This window comes from Polynucleobacter sp. JS-Safj-400b-B2 (assembly GCF_018881975.1).
Lineage (GTDB): Bacteria > Pseudomonadota > Gammaproteobacteria > Burkholderiales > Burkholderiaceae > Polynucleobacter.
This window is the reverse complement of the sequence record NZ_JACVPJ010000001.1, coordinates 261,450-276,364: the sequence shown is the minus strand read 5'-3', so window position 1 is coordinate 276,364 and position 14,915 is coordinate 261,450. Positions and strand designations below refer to the sequence as shown.

Sequence of the window (14,915 nt, the reverse complement as noted above, 5' to 3'; positions counted from 1 at the left end):
CAATGACTACTAGCAACCCAAACTCCCCTGCCTTTACTTACAAACATCGCGTTTGCTATTCCGATACCGATGCCGCTGGATTTGTCTATCACGGACGTTACCTAGAAATATTTGAGCGCAGTCGCGCAGAGTGGCTTGCCCAACGGGGACTGAGCCCCACTAAGCTTGCGGATGAATTCACAATGGTGATGCCCTTGCGCGAGCTCACAATGAACTTCTATAAACCAGGACGCCTAGATGACTTGCTTTACATAGATCAAGTGATTGAGCATCGTGGCCGCACACAGGTGACCGTTAAGCAAACTGCACAAAGAAGGCTTCCTGACAGCGAAGAATTCCAAGTCATTGCGAGCGCCACACTACATATTGTTTGCGTTGATACCAATACACTCAAACCCAAAGCTTGGCCTGATTGCGTCTTTCAGGACGAGTAATACAATGGAGCAAAATATGTCTGATGGAAAGCTACTGACCTTTGTTAAAGAGCTCAGCGTCCTGCTTGAGAAGCAACCCAGTGAAGAGCTTGTTTTTACTGATGGTAAAAAAATGCTGGAGAAACTGATTGCGGTAGACGATTGGTTGCTCGAAGAATTTACTAAACCCCATCCACAGTATTACCAACAATATCTCTTATATGCTGATCCTTTAGATCGATTTTCTGTAGTGAGTTTTGTCTGGGGTCCAGGGCAAAAAACACCCCTACACAATCACACCGTTTGGGGAATGATTGGTCAGTTGCGCGGTCAAGAAACAGGCACACCCTACTATCGCCAAGCGGATGGTAGCTTCAAGACGGGAGAGGCTTGCGTTAGCCCACCCGGACACGTCGATACTGTGTCGCCAGGCACCCATGACATTCATGTGGTGGAGAATAGTCTGGCTGATCAGACATCAATCAGCATTCATGTGTACGGTGGCAATATCGGGCGCATTCATCGCTCAGTCTTTGATCCTGTCACTGGAGCAGAAAAATCCTTTGTGTCTGGTTACGCCAATACTGTCGTTCCAAATCTCTGGAATCCAGCGTAATCTGCCAATTCTCAAGCTTTTGGGGTTGATGACTTAAAATAGAGCCTCTTACTGCAAACGCTCTAGCGCAGCAGCTCACCCCATTGACCGGGATAATCGATTTTTAAATACGTTGAATACGGGTCAATACTTTATTGGCCCCTATGTTATTTACAGATCTTGGTTTATCAGAACCCATTCTTCGTGCTATTGCTGAAGAAGGCTATACCAGCCCCACCCCGATTCAAGCAAAATCGATTCCTGCTGTTCTCAAAGGCGGCGATCTTTTAGCTGCAGCGCAAACTGGCACAGGCAAAACTGCCGGCTTTACCCTGCCGATTCTGCAGCGCTTAACTTCAAGCAAAGCCAGCTCAGGCAAACGTCTATTGCGCGTCTTAATTCTGACGCCAACTCGTGAGCTAGCTGCTCAAGTACAAGAGTCAGTAGTGACTTATGGCAAATACACTGGCTTGAAGTCCACAGTGATCTTTGGTGGTGTTGGTGCCAATCCTCAAATTAAAGCCATCGCTGGTGGATTGGATATTTTGGTTGCTACTCCAGGTCGCTTATTAGATTTGATGTCTCAAAATTGTGTATCCCTCAAGGATATTGAAATCTTAGTGCTCGATGAAGCGGATCGCATGCTCGATATGGGCTTCTTACGTGACATTAAGAAAATCTTAGCCGCCCTTCCAAAGCAGCGTCAGAACTTATTATTTTCAGCAACCTTCTCAACAGAAATCAAAGCTTTAGCCGACGGCTTATTAAATGCGCCTGAGTTGATTGAAGTGGCTCGCAGCAATAGCGCCAACGAAGCGATTGCTCAATTGATTCACCCAGTAGATAGAACAAAGAAACATCCACTGTTGGCCCATTTGATTCAGAGCAATGATTGGAAGCAGGTACTAGTCTTTACTCGCACTAAGCATGGCGCCAATAAGTTAGTGACCCAATTAGAAAAGGATGGCATCACCAGCATGGCCATCCATGGCAACAAAAGCCAATCTGCACGAACTAAAGCATTGGCTGACTTCAAAGCAGGTAAGTTAACCGCCTTAGTTGCTACTGATATTGCAGCGCGCGGTATTGATATTGACCAACTACCCCATGTCGTGAACTACGATCTTCCGAATGTGTCTGAAGACTATGTCCACCGTATTGGACGGACGGGTCGCGCAGGATCAAATGGTGTAGCCGTATCTCTGGTGTGCGTTGATGAACATCAAATGCTCAAAGATATCGAAAAACTGATCAAGCAAAAGTTGCCGCAGGAAGTGATCGCTGGTTTTGAACCAGATCCTAACGCCGTGGCTCAGCCGATTCAGCTACGTAGTCAGCAACACCAGCAATCTAGAAAACCAAGACCCGCAGGATTAGGTGGAGCTCCAGCGAAGAAGGCTCCTGCAAAGCGTAGCAGCCCTCCCAAAAGAAGCTTTAACCGTTAAGCGCTCGTTAAAATACCCTTATACATTTCATCATTAACTTTATTCAAACTTTTAAAAAACCAATTAATATGACTACATCCCGCCGCTCTGCTATTAAAACGATTGTTGGCGCTTTAGCACTTCCATCGCTTGGCCCTATTTCTTCCGCATTTGCACAATCTTCTCTTGAGTGGACTACATACGAGATCGTGACAGAAGTGAATCTAGAGTCTCCCAAGGGCATTGCGCAGAGCTGGGTTCCATTGCCACTAGTTTTAGACACGGACTATTTCCGCACTATCGCTATCCGCTCAGAGGCAAGCGATCCTAAAGCTGTTAACCAAATGTATGAAACGCCCAACAAACAGGCTCGCATGGTTTGGACAAAATGGGATTCCGCTGCCACCAGCCATACTGTGAAAGTATCAATCTTAGTTAGCACACGCAATCGTAATCTTGAAATGACCACCCCAAACCCTGCTCTTAAGCTTTCTAAAGAAGAGCAACGTTTTTGGACTCGCCCCACCAAATATCTGCCTACTGATGGCATCGTAAAAGCAAAAGCGCTCGAAGCGATTGCGAAGTTGCCCGCTAACGCTAGCGAAGTTGATAAAGCCAAAGCCATTTATAACTGGGTAGTAGATAACACACGTCGCGATCCCAAAACACGTGGCTGCGGTCAAGGTGATGTGAAGTTGATGTTAGAGACTAATAATCTCGGCGGTAAATGCGCTGATATCAACGCAGTCTTTGTAGCGCTTGCCCGCTCAGTGGGCTTACCTGCGCGTGATGTTTACGGTATCCGTATTGCTGACTCTGCGCGTGGCTATAAGAGCCTAGGTAAATCAGGTGATATCACCAAAGCACAACATTGCCGAGCAGAATTCTATGCCTCAGGCTATGGCTGGGTTCCGGTCGATCCAGCAGATGTACGTAAGGTGATTCTTGAAGAAACCGGCGGCTTAGCTGTTACCGATCCAAAGGTTATTGCTATTCGCGACTACCTCTTTGGTAATTGGGAAATGAATTGGATGGCCTATAACTATGATCATGACATCGCATTGCCTGGATCTAAGCTTGGTAGCAAAAGTGACATTCCATTCCTAATGTACCCACAAGCTGAAAATACTGAAGGTCGTTTTGATTCTCTCGATCCAGATAACTTCAAATACAAAATCACCAGCAGACGTATTGGCTAACGCATCAGTGAAAAACACGATGTGGTTGTCTATACCTAAGTCAGCACGAGAAGTTATTCTTGCGCTGACTTTTTCTTTGCTTGCATTGGTCAGTTATTCGGCCCATGCACAATGGCAGTCTCCAACAAAATTGGGGCTACCGCAAACGGCACCGCCATTGCAACTCAACAACCTATCTGGCAAACCAATAGATATAGCAAGCCTCAAAGGCAAGGTAGTTGTAGTGAACTTTTGGGCAAGTTGGTGTGAGCCTTGTCGAGAAGAATTTGAGGAACTTACTCAATTACAAGCCAGTTACGGATCTAAAGGGCTAGTTGTTTTAGCAGTAAACCTTGCTGAAATGAAGCCACGTATCGTGCAGTTTCTGAAAGGTAATGGCTTTTCCGAAAATAGCCTTGAAATACTTCTTGATCGCAATAGCACCGTCTATAAGACCTGGAAAGCCCGCGGCTTACCAACCACCTTCCTCGTGAGCAAAAGCGGTAAGGTTGAAGGTGTCTGGGTCGGCGCTATTGAGAATGTTGATAGCATTGAAGTTAAAGGGAAAATTGAATCCCTGCTACGCCAATAAACAACTCCATCTCGCTTCTGATACCCTCGCAATATGAATAAAGTAAATACCGCAAATATCGCCAACAATACTGAGAATACTGAGCCACGTCTCACCTCCCTCTCTCATGGTGGAGGCTGTGGTTGCAAAATTGCCCCGGGCGTTCTCTCCGAAATTCTGAAGAATGTTCCACAACTACCTTTCCCAAAAGAATTACTGATTGGCATTGAGACGTCTGACGATGCGGCCGTTTATCAAATCAATGAATCCCAGGCAATCGTAGCAACAACTGATTTTTTCATGCCCATCGTAGATGACCCATTTGATTTTGGGAAAATTGCTGCCACCAATGCGATTAGCGATATTTATGCGATGGGTGGCACCCCCCTGTTTGCTCTCGCCTTAGTCGGTATGCCGATTAAAGTGTTATCCAATCAAACCATTGCTCGAATCTTAGAGGGTGGTAGCGAAGCTTGTCGCAGTGCCGGCATTCCTATTGCTGGTGGGCATACCATTGACTCAGTAGAACCTATCTATGGATTGGTAGCAATTGGAATCGTCGATCCCAAGCGCGTGAAGAGTAATGCAAGTGCCAAACCATGTGACGTTCTTATTTTAGGAAAGCCATTGGGTGTTGGTGTTTTATCCGCTGCCCTGAAAAAAGATTTATTGGGCTCAGATGGATATCGCGAGATGATCTCAAATACCACTAAGTTGAATTCTGCAGGTCCTGACTTAGCCAAGCTTGCTGGTGTCCATGCATTAACTGATGTCACTGGGTTTGGATTGGCTGGACATACTTTAGAGCTAGCACGAGGATCCAACTGCACAGCGCATATTGATTGGAGCCAAGTGCCCCTGCTCTCAAACGTACAAAAACTTGCTGATGATGGCGTTATTACTGGCGCCTCGGATAGAAACTGGCTCAGCTATGGCGATGAAGTTGGCATTCCAACAGGCTTCACACCAGCACAACGCGCCTTATTAACTGATCCACAAACTAGTGGCGGCTTATTGGTGTCATGCAGCCCTGATAGCGTCAAAGAAGTGCTAGATATTTTTAATCAACACCACTTCTTAGGCGCTCGCGTCATCGGTCAAATGAGTAAGCGCCAAGAAAAACCGCTAGTTGTTTCTTAGATTTTTCTTGGGCTGTTTCTCAATTCTTCACTTCTTCATTTTTATTTCTTTAAATTAAACACGCTAGAAAAATCTAGCTGACCATTGCCTGCTTTGCTGTGATTTTCATAAAGTTGCTGGGCTAACTTTCCTAGCGGGACGCTGGCATCTAAATTCTCCGCGTTCTCCACGGCCAGACCTAAGTCTTTGAGCATGAGATCGACACCAAAGCCACCTGCGTAGCCTTTTGAAGATGGAACGTTATCCATGACGCCCGGACATGGGTTATACAGCTCCAAAGCCCAATTGCGCCCTGAACTCTTAGACATGATGTCAGAGAGAACCTTGGGATCTAAGCCATTAGCTATTCCTAAGCGCAAAGCTTCACTGGTACCCAGCATCTGAATCCCCAGCATCATGTTGTTGCAGACTTTGACAGTCTGCCCCGCACCATTCGCTCCAGCGTGAAAGATATTCTTGCCCATTTTCTCTAGCAATGGTCGCGCGCACTCAACCGCGCTTGCATCACCACCAACCATAAAGGTCAATGTGCCCGCTTGCGCTCCAGCAGTGCCACCTGATACTGGCGCATCAATCATGAAAAAACCTTTTGCTTTTGCTGCAGTGGCAACTGCTTGTGCCACCTTAGGTGAAATCGTTGAGCAATCAATGAGGAGCGTCTTTGGATTAGCATTTACAAGCAAGCCGGTATCGCCAAGGTACAAACCCTCGACATGTTGGGATGCAGGCAGCATGCTAATTAATACATCAGCATCTTTTGCGGTAGCGTTTGCGTTGTCCGCAATCGCTCCACCCGCTACAGCAAATGCATCTAGCTGGCTCTTTGCCAAATCAAAGCCGGTTACTTGATGGCCTGCTTTTAATAAATTAAGGGCCATTGGGAGACCCATATTACCTAAGCCAATAAATCCGATTTTCATAAGGTTCCTAGTTTTATTGTTTTGCTGCTTTACTCTTTTCTTGAGGCCAAGTACTTAACGCCCTCTGGTCCATACGATTCTGCATGAGGCTTCTTAAAACTCAACTGAAATATTTCACCAGCCTTGTAAACCGCATTCTGACTATTGGTGATGATGGTGATGCTACCCTCAATAACTAGCGCCCTCACCTCAAAAGGATGCTCATGTTCATCCAGATATCCATTAGGAGACTGCTGAACCTCAACCGGCTCAGGAAATCCATCCCGCTGAAGGAGCCGTAAAAATTGCTCTGTATTCATACCCTCACTATAGCGTGGATATACTCTCTGAGGATTCAGCAATCTATATATGGGGAGTCATGATGGTTAAGGTAATTGGGTTGATGGAGCCGATAGATCTAAGCGCTTTTGAGCAATACCGTTCCCAAGTGGGTCAAACGGTTGAACTTTACAAGGGTTCAATCAAAAATCGAGGATCAGTTCCTGAACTATTCTGGAATGAACTAAAGATTGCATCCTTCAAAACATTTGTAGAACTAGAGTTTCCAAGCGCACAGGATGCTCACACATGGGCCAATAGCCCAGAGTATCAAGCGCTTATTCCTACCCGTAGCAAAGCAATGAAGCTCACTTTATTTAGCGTTGTCATTTAAATCTTCTAATGGATAGCGAATCTGAAAATAAAAAAGCCTAGCTCGTAAAAGCTAGGCTTATCAATCAGTCTGGAGCGAGAGTTACTTCTTAGCTTCCATCGCCTCTTTAGTGGCTGTAATTTCTTTGCGACGCTCTTTGCATGCGCCAGCGATTTCTTGCAATGCCTTGCGTGCGCGAGCAGCAGATGCCTTAATACCTTTTTCAATGAATTTTTCGTTTTCAGCTTTGTATGCTTCAAAAGCAGCTAACAATGTATCGTGTTGTGACATCTCGTCTCCTGTGAACAAATGAATATTTATACTGACAGCGGAGTTAGTATATCCCCATAAAAAGCATAGAAAATCGCCCCCCAAATCAGGGATAACTCTTATATTGGCGTGTTCAGCCACAATAGATTCCCATTCTCATAAATAGCTTGGAGACACACAAAATGCTCAGGAATGTCCTTATATTGTTGATTGGCGGACTAATTGCTCTTTCAGCCAGCGCTCAAACCAGTTCCTGGCCGGCTTCTAACAAGCCGATCACCTTTATTAACCCCTTCCCGCCAGGCGGGGCTGTAGACGCTTTTGGACGCCCTCTAGCCAAGCAACTCTCGATCCAATTAAACGACTCTATTGTGGTCGATAACCGTGGTGGTGCAGGCGGGACCTTAGGTGCTGCAATTGCAGCAAAAATGGCACCCGATGGCTACACTTGGCTTCTTGGTGCGGTGCATCATTCAATTGCGCCTAGTATGTACGCCAACCTGTCATATGACATCTCTAAAGATTTTGAGCCTATCGCAATCATTGGTAGCGTTCCCCATGTCATCGTTGTGAATCCAACCAAGTTTCCAAAGAATGATTTGAAATCCATCATGGAAGAGATTCGCAAGAATCCAGGGAAATATAACTACGCATCAACTGGCAATGGCACATCACAGCATTTGACCGGTGAGTTATTTAAGATGCAGAACAAACTGTTCATTACGCATATTCCTTATCGTGGCACAGGGCCAGCACTGCAAGATCTCGTTGCGGGCCAAGTTGACATGATGTTTGATACCCTCGCAGGTGCAGCGCCTTTCATTAAGAATGGGCAACTGATTGCAGTAGCAGTAGCAACTTCTAAAAGAGTTGATGCATTTCCTAATGTGCCAACGGTTCAAGAGTTAGGAATCAGTAATTTCGTTGTATCGAGCTGGTATGCCCTGTGGGCAATCAAAGGAACACCTAAGGATATCGTCGATAAGATGAGTGCCGAAGTGCAGATAGCACTTGCCTCACCTCAGATCAAGGAGCGCTGGGCAGCTATGGGGGCAACCGTTCCCAAGATGACACGCCCCGAACTTGCTGCGTACATCAACCAAGAAATTACGCGCTGGGGTGAAGTAGTTAAAAAGTCTGGCGCCAAGTTAGACTAAATACAATAGATTTAAAAAAAGAAACGTTAAAAACCATTAAGAGACAGCATGAGCATTCAGACTAAAAATTATTCATTTGTTCGCAATAAACTTCTTAACAAAGAAGAGCTTGCATTATTAGATGTGCGTGAAGAGGATCCTCATGCACAAGAGCATCCTCTATTTGCAGCGAACCTACCTCTCTCTAGAGTTGAAGTTGATGCTTATGCCAAGCTACCCAAAAAGAATGTACCCATTGTTACGCTAGATGACGGCGAAGGATTTGCACACTTAGCTGCACAGCGCTTAGTCAATTTAGGCTATACCGATGTTTCTGTATTGGAGGGTGGTGTAAAAGGCTGGAAGGCTGGAGGTGGCGAGGTATTCAAAGATGTCAATGTACCGAGCAAGTCTTTTGGTGAATTTGTTGAATCCAGGCGTCACACCCCTTCCTTGTCTGCGCAAGAAGTAAAGCAATTAATTGATAACAAAGAAGATGTTGTGGTTGTAGATGTCCGCCGCTTTGATGAATACAACACCATGAGCATTCCGACGGGGATTAGCGTTCCAGGTGCCGAACTCGTCCTACGCCTTCCTGAATTAGCTCCTAACCCAAAGACCAAAATCATTGTGAACTGCGCTGGCAGAACACGTAGCATTATCGGTACTCAGTCACTCATTAATGCAGGTATCCCGAACGAGGTCAATGCACTGCGTAATGGCACGATTGGCTGGACCTTAGCGGGGCAAGAATTAGATAAAGGTCAAAGTAGAAAATTTCAGGAAGTAAGTGAATCTACAAAGAACGATGCAGCAGAACGTGCTCGCAGTGTTGCAGATAGAGCCGGCGTCAAGCGCGCTAGTCTTAGCGATGTACAAGACTGGAAAGCACAATCTAATCGAACTACCTATTTCTTTGATACTCGTACCCCAGAAGAATACGAGGCGGGTCATCTTCCAGGATTTAGATCTGTTCCTGGCGGACAGTTAGTTCAAGAAACGGAGATGGTTGCCCCAGTTCGTGGCGCCCGCGTTGTTTTAGTTGACCCGAGTGGCGGTGGAGTGCGCGCCAATATGCCTGCTTCATGGTTGGCACAAATGGCATGGGATGTCTATGTACTTGATGGAGTAAATACTTCTGACCTTTCTGAAAAAGGAGTCTGGAAGACGCCTCTACCAACCCTTCCAACAATAGAAACCGTAGATGCTCAGATAGTTTCTCATTGGCTCAAATCAGATAGCAATACGATTGCGATTGATTTCAGTACACATGCCAATTACGTTAAGGGACATATACCTGGTAGTTGGTATGCCCTGCGCTCACAACTGACAGAAGCTTTGAAAAAGATTCCGCAGGTAGATCGCTATGTCATTACCAGCGCACCAAGCGAACTTAGCGCCTTTGCTGCCCAAGAGTTGCAAACACTGACCGATGCCGAGGTACTGATTCTCGAGGGTGGAAATGCGGCCTGGGTAAAAGCAGGACTGGAGCTCGAGAAAGACCCAAGTCACCTAGCCTCGCCTCCTCTGGATCGCTATAAGCGCCCTTATGAGGGCACTAGCGTAGATCCCGCAGCAATGCAGGCTTATCTTGATTGGGAGTTTGGTTTAGTTGAACAACTAGGCAAGGACGGAACCCACCACTTCTGGGTCCTCTAGGTCCTTGCAGTTGTCAGTAAAGCTAACCGAGTTAACCAGTTAAACAATCTTATTGCGAATGATGCCAATGCCAGTGATGTTGGTTTCCATTACATCGCCCGGCTTCATAAACTCCTGAGGAGTTCTTCCAGCGCCAACGCCAGATGGCGTGCCAGTTGCAATGATGTCGCCAGGCAATAATGTTAAGCCACGTGATAGCTCAGCAATAATTGCTGGGATCTTGAAATACATTTGCTTGTAACTAGCATTTTGCTTTTCAACGCCATTCACACGGCAGATGATGCGAGTGTCATCCAAATTGACACCACCAGCAGTAACAACCCATGGACCCATTGGGCCGTGACCATCCAAGCTCTTGCCTTTAAACCATTGGCCGGACTGACGTTTTTGCTGAATATCGCGCGCCGTAGTGTCGTTGTAGGCAGAGTAGCCAAAGACATAGTCCATTGCATTATCTTCGGAGATATTCTTACCCTTTTTACCAATCACCACTGCTAGCTCAGCCTCCCAGTCAATCATGGTAGAGATGCCAGCATCATAAGGAATGCTGTCGAATGGGCCATTCATGGTTTGAGTGCCTTTAGTAAATAGCACTGGGACCTTTGGATACTCTTTTACAGCGGTATCAGCACGGTGCTTAAGGCCCTCTTCAAAATGATCTAAGTAGTTCCAGCCCACACAATAAATATTACTTTGTGGTTTAGGAATAGGCGAGAGCAACATTACTTGATTAACATTTGTTAAGTTAGTTCCGCGACCCTTAAATAATGCCGCTAACTCAAGCAAACCTTTATTGCCTGAACCAGCTAAAGAAATCATTGAAGTGGGATCAAATGACAATTGCACTTTTTGACGAGCGGCTTCAGCAGGAATATCCACTACCATGCCATCATTTGTTACTAAACCCAATCTCGAAGTAGCGCCCATTTTTGGTAGGTAATTAGCAACCCTAAATCCAGCTTTACCAGTCAAAGGTTCGACCACGATCGGTGGTTGGCCATCTGGCGCAGCAATGGCATTAGAAATAAACATGCCACTCATAGCAGCAGTAGTGCCCAATTTCAGCGCATCCCTTCGATTTGTATCCACAGCGTCTCCTTCAATATTTTTATAGGTATTTTATTAATGCCGATACGTTCTCTAAACGATCTGCCGTAAATATTAATACCAAACCCTGATCTTGGGCAGAATATTGAAAAAATCACTATTCTTAGGGCATGTTCATTCATAACAAAACTTCCTATATTCGCCTAATAGCCAGCCTTTCAATTCTCTTGGGCTTATGCGCCTGCGAACGAGAGGTTTACACCAGCTGGAATTGCAGTTCAACTAGCGATGGGAAGATTCCCATGGTGCTTCGCAAAGCCCAAATGGAATTTAAAGGTGATAAATTGGATTACTGTGGAAGCCTGGGCAATGAAAGTTATTTTGATCAAAAGTGTCCAGCCCAAACTACCCAATCTAGCGCAACATTTACACCCTCCTCTGGATTGCTCCTGATCCAGGGGCAAGAGTTTTCGTGCACTGCTTTATAAGAATTGCTTTAAAAACCCATCATGAATCGATTAAGTCCCAAGAAATTACTCCTAACTAAGTGGACAGCAGTAAATCCTATTGCTAAACAAAAGCATTTCTTAGTCAGCAAGGTCATTCTTCCTGAACCTCCAAGCGAAAAAATTGAGTTTGTAGAAATAGAGGCAGTCTTTTCCAAGAAGACTACGCAAATCGCCTGGCGTGATCTCACCAATAGCGAGCTTTGGTTGCAAGGCTGGCAATAAAAAACCGCCCCAGTGATGAGGCGGTTTTCGTATTCACATCAGTAAAAGTTACTATTCATCCGACTTCTTTTTGGTCCCAGTTTTTTTAACCAAGTCGTCAATATTTTTTTCTGCAGTCTCAGCCACTTCATTAACAATACGGCGCCCCTCTTTGAACATGTTTTGTCCTGTAGTGGACATTTCATGAACAACCTTGGAAAGCTTATCGGCATGAGCTGGCATTTTGTTTTCAGCATCCTCAAGCCAACCAACCAATGAGCTTCGAACCTTTTCTAAATGTTTCTCGGTTTCATCCGCAGCCCCATCACCAAGCTCTTTCAAAACCGACTTCACTTTCTTTTGATAAGCAGCCGCACGCTTGGCAGCTTCCTTGGCAGCCTCTTCCTGCAAGTCTTTTAATTTAGCTAAATCATTTTTAGCGGCTGACTTGGCGCTGTCTAAGGCATTTTTGACGCCCCACTCAACCTCAGCCAAATGATGTTCACTTAATTTCTTGGCAGCCTCTAAAAGAGTATGTGAGTAATCAAAAAGCTCTTTAGCCTTTTCACGTTGCCATTTTTGTAGTTCTTTAGCATCCATTCCTGCACTCCTATAAACAAGGGTTAATGAAACTTCGATGTTTAACTCTATACCGAATTTGTGTAACTGCCAATTCCCCGAATTTACCCCATTAAAATGACAAAATGAGTGAAAAAATATCAATATATGAATCCATAGGCGGAATAGACCGAATTGACCAATTAGTGGATCGGTTTTACGATTTAATGGCCCTAGAACCAAATTTTGGGGATCTTCGGGCTATGCACCCCCAAGACCTTTCGAGCTCTCGTGAAAAGCTCAAATTCTTCCTGACTGGGTGGATGGGCGGTCCCGATATCTATTCCCCTAAATATGGTCACCCAATGCTAAGAGCCCGCCATCTCCCATTCAAGATTGGCTTAAAAGAACGCAATCAATGGCTAGCCTGTATGTATAAAGCCATGGAAGATTGTGGCATTGAGGGTATCGCTGCCAAGCAACTAGAAGAATCCTTTTTCAATACTGCTGACTGGATGAGAAATCAGCCAAACTAGTAATTAGCCCAAGCAATATCCCGATAGTCGGTATGGGCTTATATATTAAGAGGTACATTTCATTTACTTGGATACACTTTGCAATAAGGCCATAACAGCAAAGTAAAAAATGATTGAAAGTTTTATGCAGCTTCTGAGCGACCCTAATGCTTGGATCGCTTTTCTGACACTTTCTGCCCTGGAGATTATTCTAGGCATCGATAACATTATTTTTATCAGCGTTATCGCCAACAGGCTTCCCTTAGAGATTCGTGAGAAGGTACGTCGCTTTGGTCTGATTTTTGCCTTGGTCACTCGTATTCTTTTATTGCTCAGTCTTTCATGGGTAATGGGCCTTACCGAACCAATCTTTAGCATTACTGATAAATCCATTAGCGGTAGAGATTTAATCTTGCTACTGGGTGGATTCTTCTTAATCTGGAAAGCCTCTAAAGAAATTTACGTAGAGGTCGAGGTAGGCGATCACGGCGAGGAGCAAGGCGTATCTGAGGGGAACAAGAATGCCAAGTCAATGCTCTTTTTGTTTATTGGCTCCGTTCTACAAATTGGCTTGCTAGATATTATTTTCTCTCTAGATAGCGTAATCACCGCTGTAGGTATGGTCGATCAAATTAGTGTCATGATCGCAGCGGTTCTAGCATCTGTCCTGATCATGTTAATTGCAGCCAAACCGATTGGAGATTTTGTACATCGCCACCCCTCAATCAAAGTACTGGCTCTATCGTTTCTAACGGTTGTAGGAGTAGTGTTAATCGCTGAGGGTATGGGAGTGCATATTCCAAAAGGATATGTCTACGTCGCAATGGCGTTTTCTCTGGCAGTCGAGCTTTTAAACATTCGCTCGCGAGAAAAGAAAAAGCAAACCAGATAAGGGCTGGTTTTTATACGGCCTGAGCACAAGCAAAACCGCTTGCCCAGGCCCATTGGAAGTTATGTCCACCTAAGTGGCCGGTGACATCTACGCATTCGCCGATAAAGAATAATCCCGGGTGTTTGCGTGACATCATGGTTTGGCCGTCAAGCTCTTTAGTATCTACACCACCTAGCATGACCTCAGCCTTTTTCCAACCCAAGGTACCCGCCGGTTTCACTGACCAGTTCGTAATGAGCTCTTTGAGAGCCTGACGATCCTTTTTAGAAACTTCCACCCATTTGCGACCAGTTAAACCTTTTTGATCTGCAAATGCTTTTGCCAACCGCTGGGGTAGAACTGAGGCCAAAATCGTTTCAGTTAATTTCAAACGATTCTCTTCATTATTAAATAGTTCATCGCAATTAAATCCACCGGGACGCTCGATAGCCCCAAGCCAATCAATATGAATCGGCTCGCCCTCTTCCCAATAGCTACTTGCCTGAAGCACTGCAGGACCAGAAAGTCCTTTATGGGTAAGCAGAAGATCCTCGTTAAATCTACAAGCGCCATAACGATGGCCTTTTGAACCCGATGCAATCCTAACTGGGACACTCAGGCCAGCTAAGTCATTGAGGTTACCAAAATTGTCTGCAGTAAAAGATAGTGGCACTAATGCAGGCCTCGGATCAATCACATTCAATGCAAACTGTTTAGCAATATCTAATGAATAAGCAGTAGCACCAATTGCAGGAACTGGTAAACCTCCAGTTGCCATGACTACTGACTTCGATTTTTCGGTACCAGCGTTAGTAACGATCTTCCATTCATTACCCCCCTGCTCAATGGATTGAACAGTGACTGGATTACGAATAGTGATGTTTCCTTTAGCGCATTCGGTAAAGAGCATGTCAATGATTTGTTTAGCAGAGTCATCACAAAACAATTGACCCTGATGTTTCTCATGGTAGTTAATCCCATAAGAGGCCACTAGCTTGATAAATTCCATTGAGGGATATCTAGCAAGCGCACTTTTAACAAAATGCTGATTGCGAGAAAGGAAATTGGCTGGGCTGCTATGAAGATTAGTGAAGTTACAACGACCGCCTCCACTAATACGAATCTTTTCCCCTAAAACTTCTGCATGATCAAGCACGAGCACCTTCTTGCCCAACTGGCCAGCAACTCCTGCGCAGAATAGACCTGCAGCACCGCCACCAATAATGATGGCATCCCATACTTTACTCATGCTTACTCATCGGTTGCCCATAAGTTAC

19 protein-coding genes are annotated in these 14,915 nt (G+C 45.2%); 13 read left to right on the top strand and 6 right to left on the bottom strand.

The genetic code is table 11. From position 1 onward, the window contains the following. Window positions 1–2 precede the first annotated feature (2 nt). The 6 genes from ICN48_RS01445 (at window position 3) to selD (ending at window position 5,321) form a co-directional block, all read left to right on the top strand. A complete protein-coding gene (locus ICN48_RS01445) occupies window positions 3–434 on the top strand; it encodes a YbgC/FadM family acyl-CoA thioesterase (RefSeq protein WP_216151974.1) in 432 nt (143 codons plus the stop codon). Window positions 435–450: 16 nt separating this feature from the next. Beyond that, window positions 451–1,029, top strand: a complete 579-nt coding sequence (locus tag ICN48_RS01440; RefSeq protein WP_216151973.1) for a hypothetical protein — start codon at window positions 451–453, stop codon at window positions 1,027–1,029. Window positions 1,030–1,172: 143 nt separating this feature from the next. Then, on the top strand, window positions 1,173–2,453 hold the full coding sequence (locus ICN48_RS01435) for a DEAD/DEAH box helicase (RefSeq protein WP_216151972.1): 1,281 nt from the start codon (window positions 1,173–1,175) through the stop codon (window positions 2,451–2,453). Window positions 2,454–2,521: 68 nt separating this feature from the next. Then, on the top strand, window positions 2,522–3,631 hold the full coding sequence (locus ICN48_RS01430; RefSeq protein ID WP_216151971.1) for a transglutaminase family protein: 1,110 nt from the start codon (window positions 2,522–2,524) through the stop codon (window positions 3,629–3,631). After that, window positions 3,624–4,202, top strand: coding sequence for a TlpA disulfide reductase family protein (locus tag ICN48_RS01425; protein ID WP_216151970.1), 579 nt, complete (start codon window positions 3,624–3,626; stop codon window positions 4,200–4,202). The genes ICN48_RS01430 and ICN48_RS01425 overlap by 8 nt, the downstream gene beginning before the upstream one ends. 33 nt (window positions 4,203–4,235) lie before the next feature. After that, window positions 4,236–5,321 (top strand): selenide, water dikinase SelD, encoded by a 1,086-nt coding sequence (gene selD / locus ICN48_RS01420; RefSeq protein WP_216151969.1) that lies wholly within the window; start codon window positions 4,236–4,238, stop codon window positions 5,319–5,321. A gap of 41 nt (window positions 5,322–5,362) precedes the next feature. Here the strand turns inward: selD and mmsB are convergent, their stop codons facing one another. Beyond that, window positions 5,363–6,241, bottom strand: coding sequence for a 3-hydroxyisobutyrate dehydrogenase (gene mmsB / locus ICN48_RS01415; RefSeq protein WP_216151968.1), 879 nt, complete (start codon window positions 6,239–6,241; stop codon window positions 5,363–5,365). 29 nt (window positions 6,242–6,270) lie between these two features. Next, complete coding sequence (locus ICN48_RS01410; RefSeq protein WP_216151967.1) at window positions 6,271–6,540, bottom strand: cupin domain-containing protein; 270 nt, start codon at window positions 6,538–6,540, stop codon at window positions 6,271–6,273. Between the two features lie 14 nt (window positions 6,541–6,554). Between ICN48_RS01410 and ICN48_RS01405 the strand changes: the two genes are divergently transcribed. Further along, on the top strand, window positions 6,555–6,893 hold the full coding sequence (locus ICN48_RS01405; RefSeq protein WP_370624118.1) for a DUF1330 domain-containing protein: 339 nt from the start codon (window positions 6,555–6,557) through the stop codon (window positions 6,891–6,893). Between the two features lie 81 nt (window positions 6,894–6,974). On the opposite strand, the gene ICN48_RS01400 is transcribed toward ICN48_RS01405, so the two are convergent. Next, a complete protein-coding gene (locus tag ICN48_RS01400; RefSeq protein ID WP_011903187.1) occupies window positions 6,975–7,163 on the bottom strand; it encodes a hypothetical protein in 189 nt (62 codons plus the stop codon). A 161-nt stretch (window positions 7,164–7,324) separates the two neighbouring features. On the opposite strand from ICN48_RS01400, the gene ICN48_RS01395 reads away from it, so the two are divergent. Both ICN48_RS01395 and ICN48_RS01390 read left to right on the top strand, forming a co-directional pair. Next, entirely contained in the window at window positions 7,325–8,299 is a 975-nt protein-coding gene (locus tag ICN48_RS01395; RefSeq protein WP_216151966.1) for a tripartite tricarboxylate transporter substrate binding protein, read from the top strand. Window positions 8,300–8,347: 48 nt separating this feature from the next. Next, window positions 8,348–9,937 (top strand): rhodanese homology domain-containing protein, encoded by a 1,590-nt coding sequence (locus tag ICN48_RS01390; RefSeq protein ID WP_216151965.1) that lies wholly within the window; start codon window positions 8,348–8,350, stop codon window positions 9,935–9,937. 39 nt (window positions 9,938–9,976) lie between these two features. Here the strand turns inward: ICN48_RS01390 and ICN48_RS01385 are convergent, their stop codons facing one another. Further along, entirely contained in the window at window positions 9,977–11,026 is a 1,050-nt protein-coding gene (locus ICN48_RS01385) for a fumarylacetoacetate hydrolase family protein (RefSeq protein WP_216151964.1), read from the bottom strand. 128 nt (window positions 11,027–11,154) lie between these two features. Here ICN48_RS01385 and ICN48_RS01380 point away from each other — a divergent pair, with 128 nt between their 5' ends. Together ICN48_RS01380 and ICN48_RS01375 are read left to right on the top strand one after the other, a co-directional pair. Then, entirely contained in the window at window positions 11,155–11,472 is a 318-nt protein-coding gene (locus ICN48_RS01380; protein ID WP_216151963.1) for a hypothetical protein, read from the top strand. Between the two features lie 21 nt (window positions 11,473–11,493). After that, entirely contained in the window at window positions 11,494–11,715 is a 222-nt protein-coding gene (locus tag ICN48_RS01375) for a TIGR02450 family Trp-rich protein (RefSeq protein WP_216151962.1), read from the top strand. A gap of 51 nt (window positions 11,716–11,766) precedes the next feature. Here the strand turns inward: ICN48_RS01375 and ICN48_RS01370 are convergent, their stop codons facing one another. Beyond that, on the bottom strand, window positions 11,767–12,294 hold the full coding sequence (locus ICN48_RS01370) for a phasin family protein (RefSeq protein WP_216151961.1): 528 nt from the start codon (window positions 12,292–12,294) through the stop codon (window positions 11,767–11,769). Window positions 12,295–12,398: 104 nt separating this feature from the next. Between ICN48_RS01370 and ICN48_RS01365 the strand changes: the two genes are divergently transcribed. Beyond that, window positions 12,399–12,788: a group II truncated hemoglobin gene (locus ICN48_RS01365; RefSeq protein ID WP_216151960.1), complete on the top strand. Its 390-nt coding sequence runs from the start codon at window positions 12,399–12,401 to the stop codon at window positions 12,786–12,788. A gap of 109 nt (window positions 12,789–12,897) precedes the next feature. Then, window positions 12,898–13,659, top strand: a complete 762-nt coding sequence (locus ICN48_RS01360) for a TerC family protein (RefSeq protein ID WP_216151959.1) — start codon at window positions 12,898–12,900, stop codon at window positions 13,657–13,659. Window positions 13,660–13,669: 10 nt separating this feature from the next. Here ICN48_RS01360 and ICN48_RS01355 read toward each other — a convergent pair whose 3' ends face one another. Next, window positions 13,670–14,887, bottom strand: a complete 1,218-nt coding sequence (locus ICN48_RS01355; protein WP_216151958.1) for an aminoacetone oxidase family FAD-binding enzyme — start codon at window positions 14,885–14,887, stop codon at window positions 13,670–13,672. Window positions 14,888–14,915: the final 28 nt, after the last annotated feature.

Coding starts and splice junctions, on each gene's coding strand:
- ICN48_RS01370 (WP_216151961.1), bottom strand. CDS start 12,294: ATGGATGCTAAAGAACTACAAAAATGGCAACGTGAAAAGGCTAAAGAG.
- ICN48_RS01445 (WP_216151974.1), top strand. CDS start 3: ATGACTACTAGCAACCCAAACTCCCCTGCCTTTACTTACAAACATCGC.
- ICN48_RS01355 (WP_216151958.1), bottom strand. CDS start 14,887: ATGAGTAAAGTATGGGATGCCATCATTATTGGTGGCGGTGCTGCAGGT.
- ICN48_RS01440 (WP_216151973.1), top strand. CDS start 451: ATGTCTGATGGAAAGCTACTGACCTTTGTTAAAGAGCTCAGCGTCCTG.
- ICN48_RS01435 (WP_216151972.1), top strand. CDS start 1,173: ATGTTATTTACAGATCTTGGTTTATCAGAACCCATTCTTCGTGCTATT.
- mmsB (WP_216151968.1), bottom strand. CDS start 6,241: ATGAAAATCGGATTTATTGGCTTAGGTAATATGGGTCTCCCAATGGCC.
- ICN48_RS01365 (WP_216151960.1), top strand. CDS start 12,399: ATGAGTGAAAAAATATCAATATATGAATCCATAGGCGGAATAGACCGA.
- ICN48_RS01375 (WP_216151962.1), top strand. CDS start 11,494: ATGAATCGATTAAGTCCCAAGAAATTACTCCTAACTAAGTGGACAGCA.
- ICN48_RS01410 (WP_216151967.1), bottom strand. CDS start 6,540: ATGAATACAGAGCAATTTTTACGGCTCCTTCAGCGGGATGGATTTCCT.
- ICN48_RS01400 (WP_011903187.1), bottom strand. CDS start 7,163: ATGTCACAACACGATACATTGTTAGCTGCTTTTGAAGCATACAAAGCT.
- ICN48_RS01430 (WP_216151971.1), top strand. CDS start 2,522: ATGACTACATCCCGCCGCTCTGCTATTAAAACGATTGTTGGCGCTTTA.
- ICN48_RS01380 (WP_216151963.1), top strand. CDS start 11,155: ATGTTCATTCATAACAAAACTTCCTATATTCGCCTAATAGCCAGCCTT.
- selD (WP_216151969.1), top strand. CDS start 4,236: ATGAATAAAGTAAATACCGCAAATATCGCCAACAATACTGAGAATACT.
- ICN48_RS01395 (WP_216151966.1), top strand. CDS start 7,325: ATGCTCAGGAATGTCCTTATATTGTTGATTGGCGGACTAATTGCTCTT.
- ICN48_RS01390 (WP_216151965.1), top strand. CDS start 8,348: ATGAGCATTCAGACTAAAAATTATTCATTTGTTCGCAATAAACTTCTT.
- ICN48_RS01360 (WP_216151959.1), top strand. CDS start 12,898: ATGATTGAAAGTTTTATGCAGCTTCTGAGCGACCCTAATGCTTGGATC.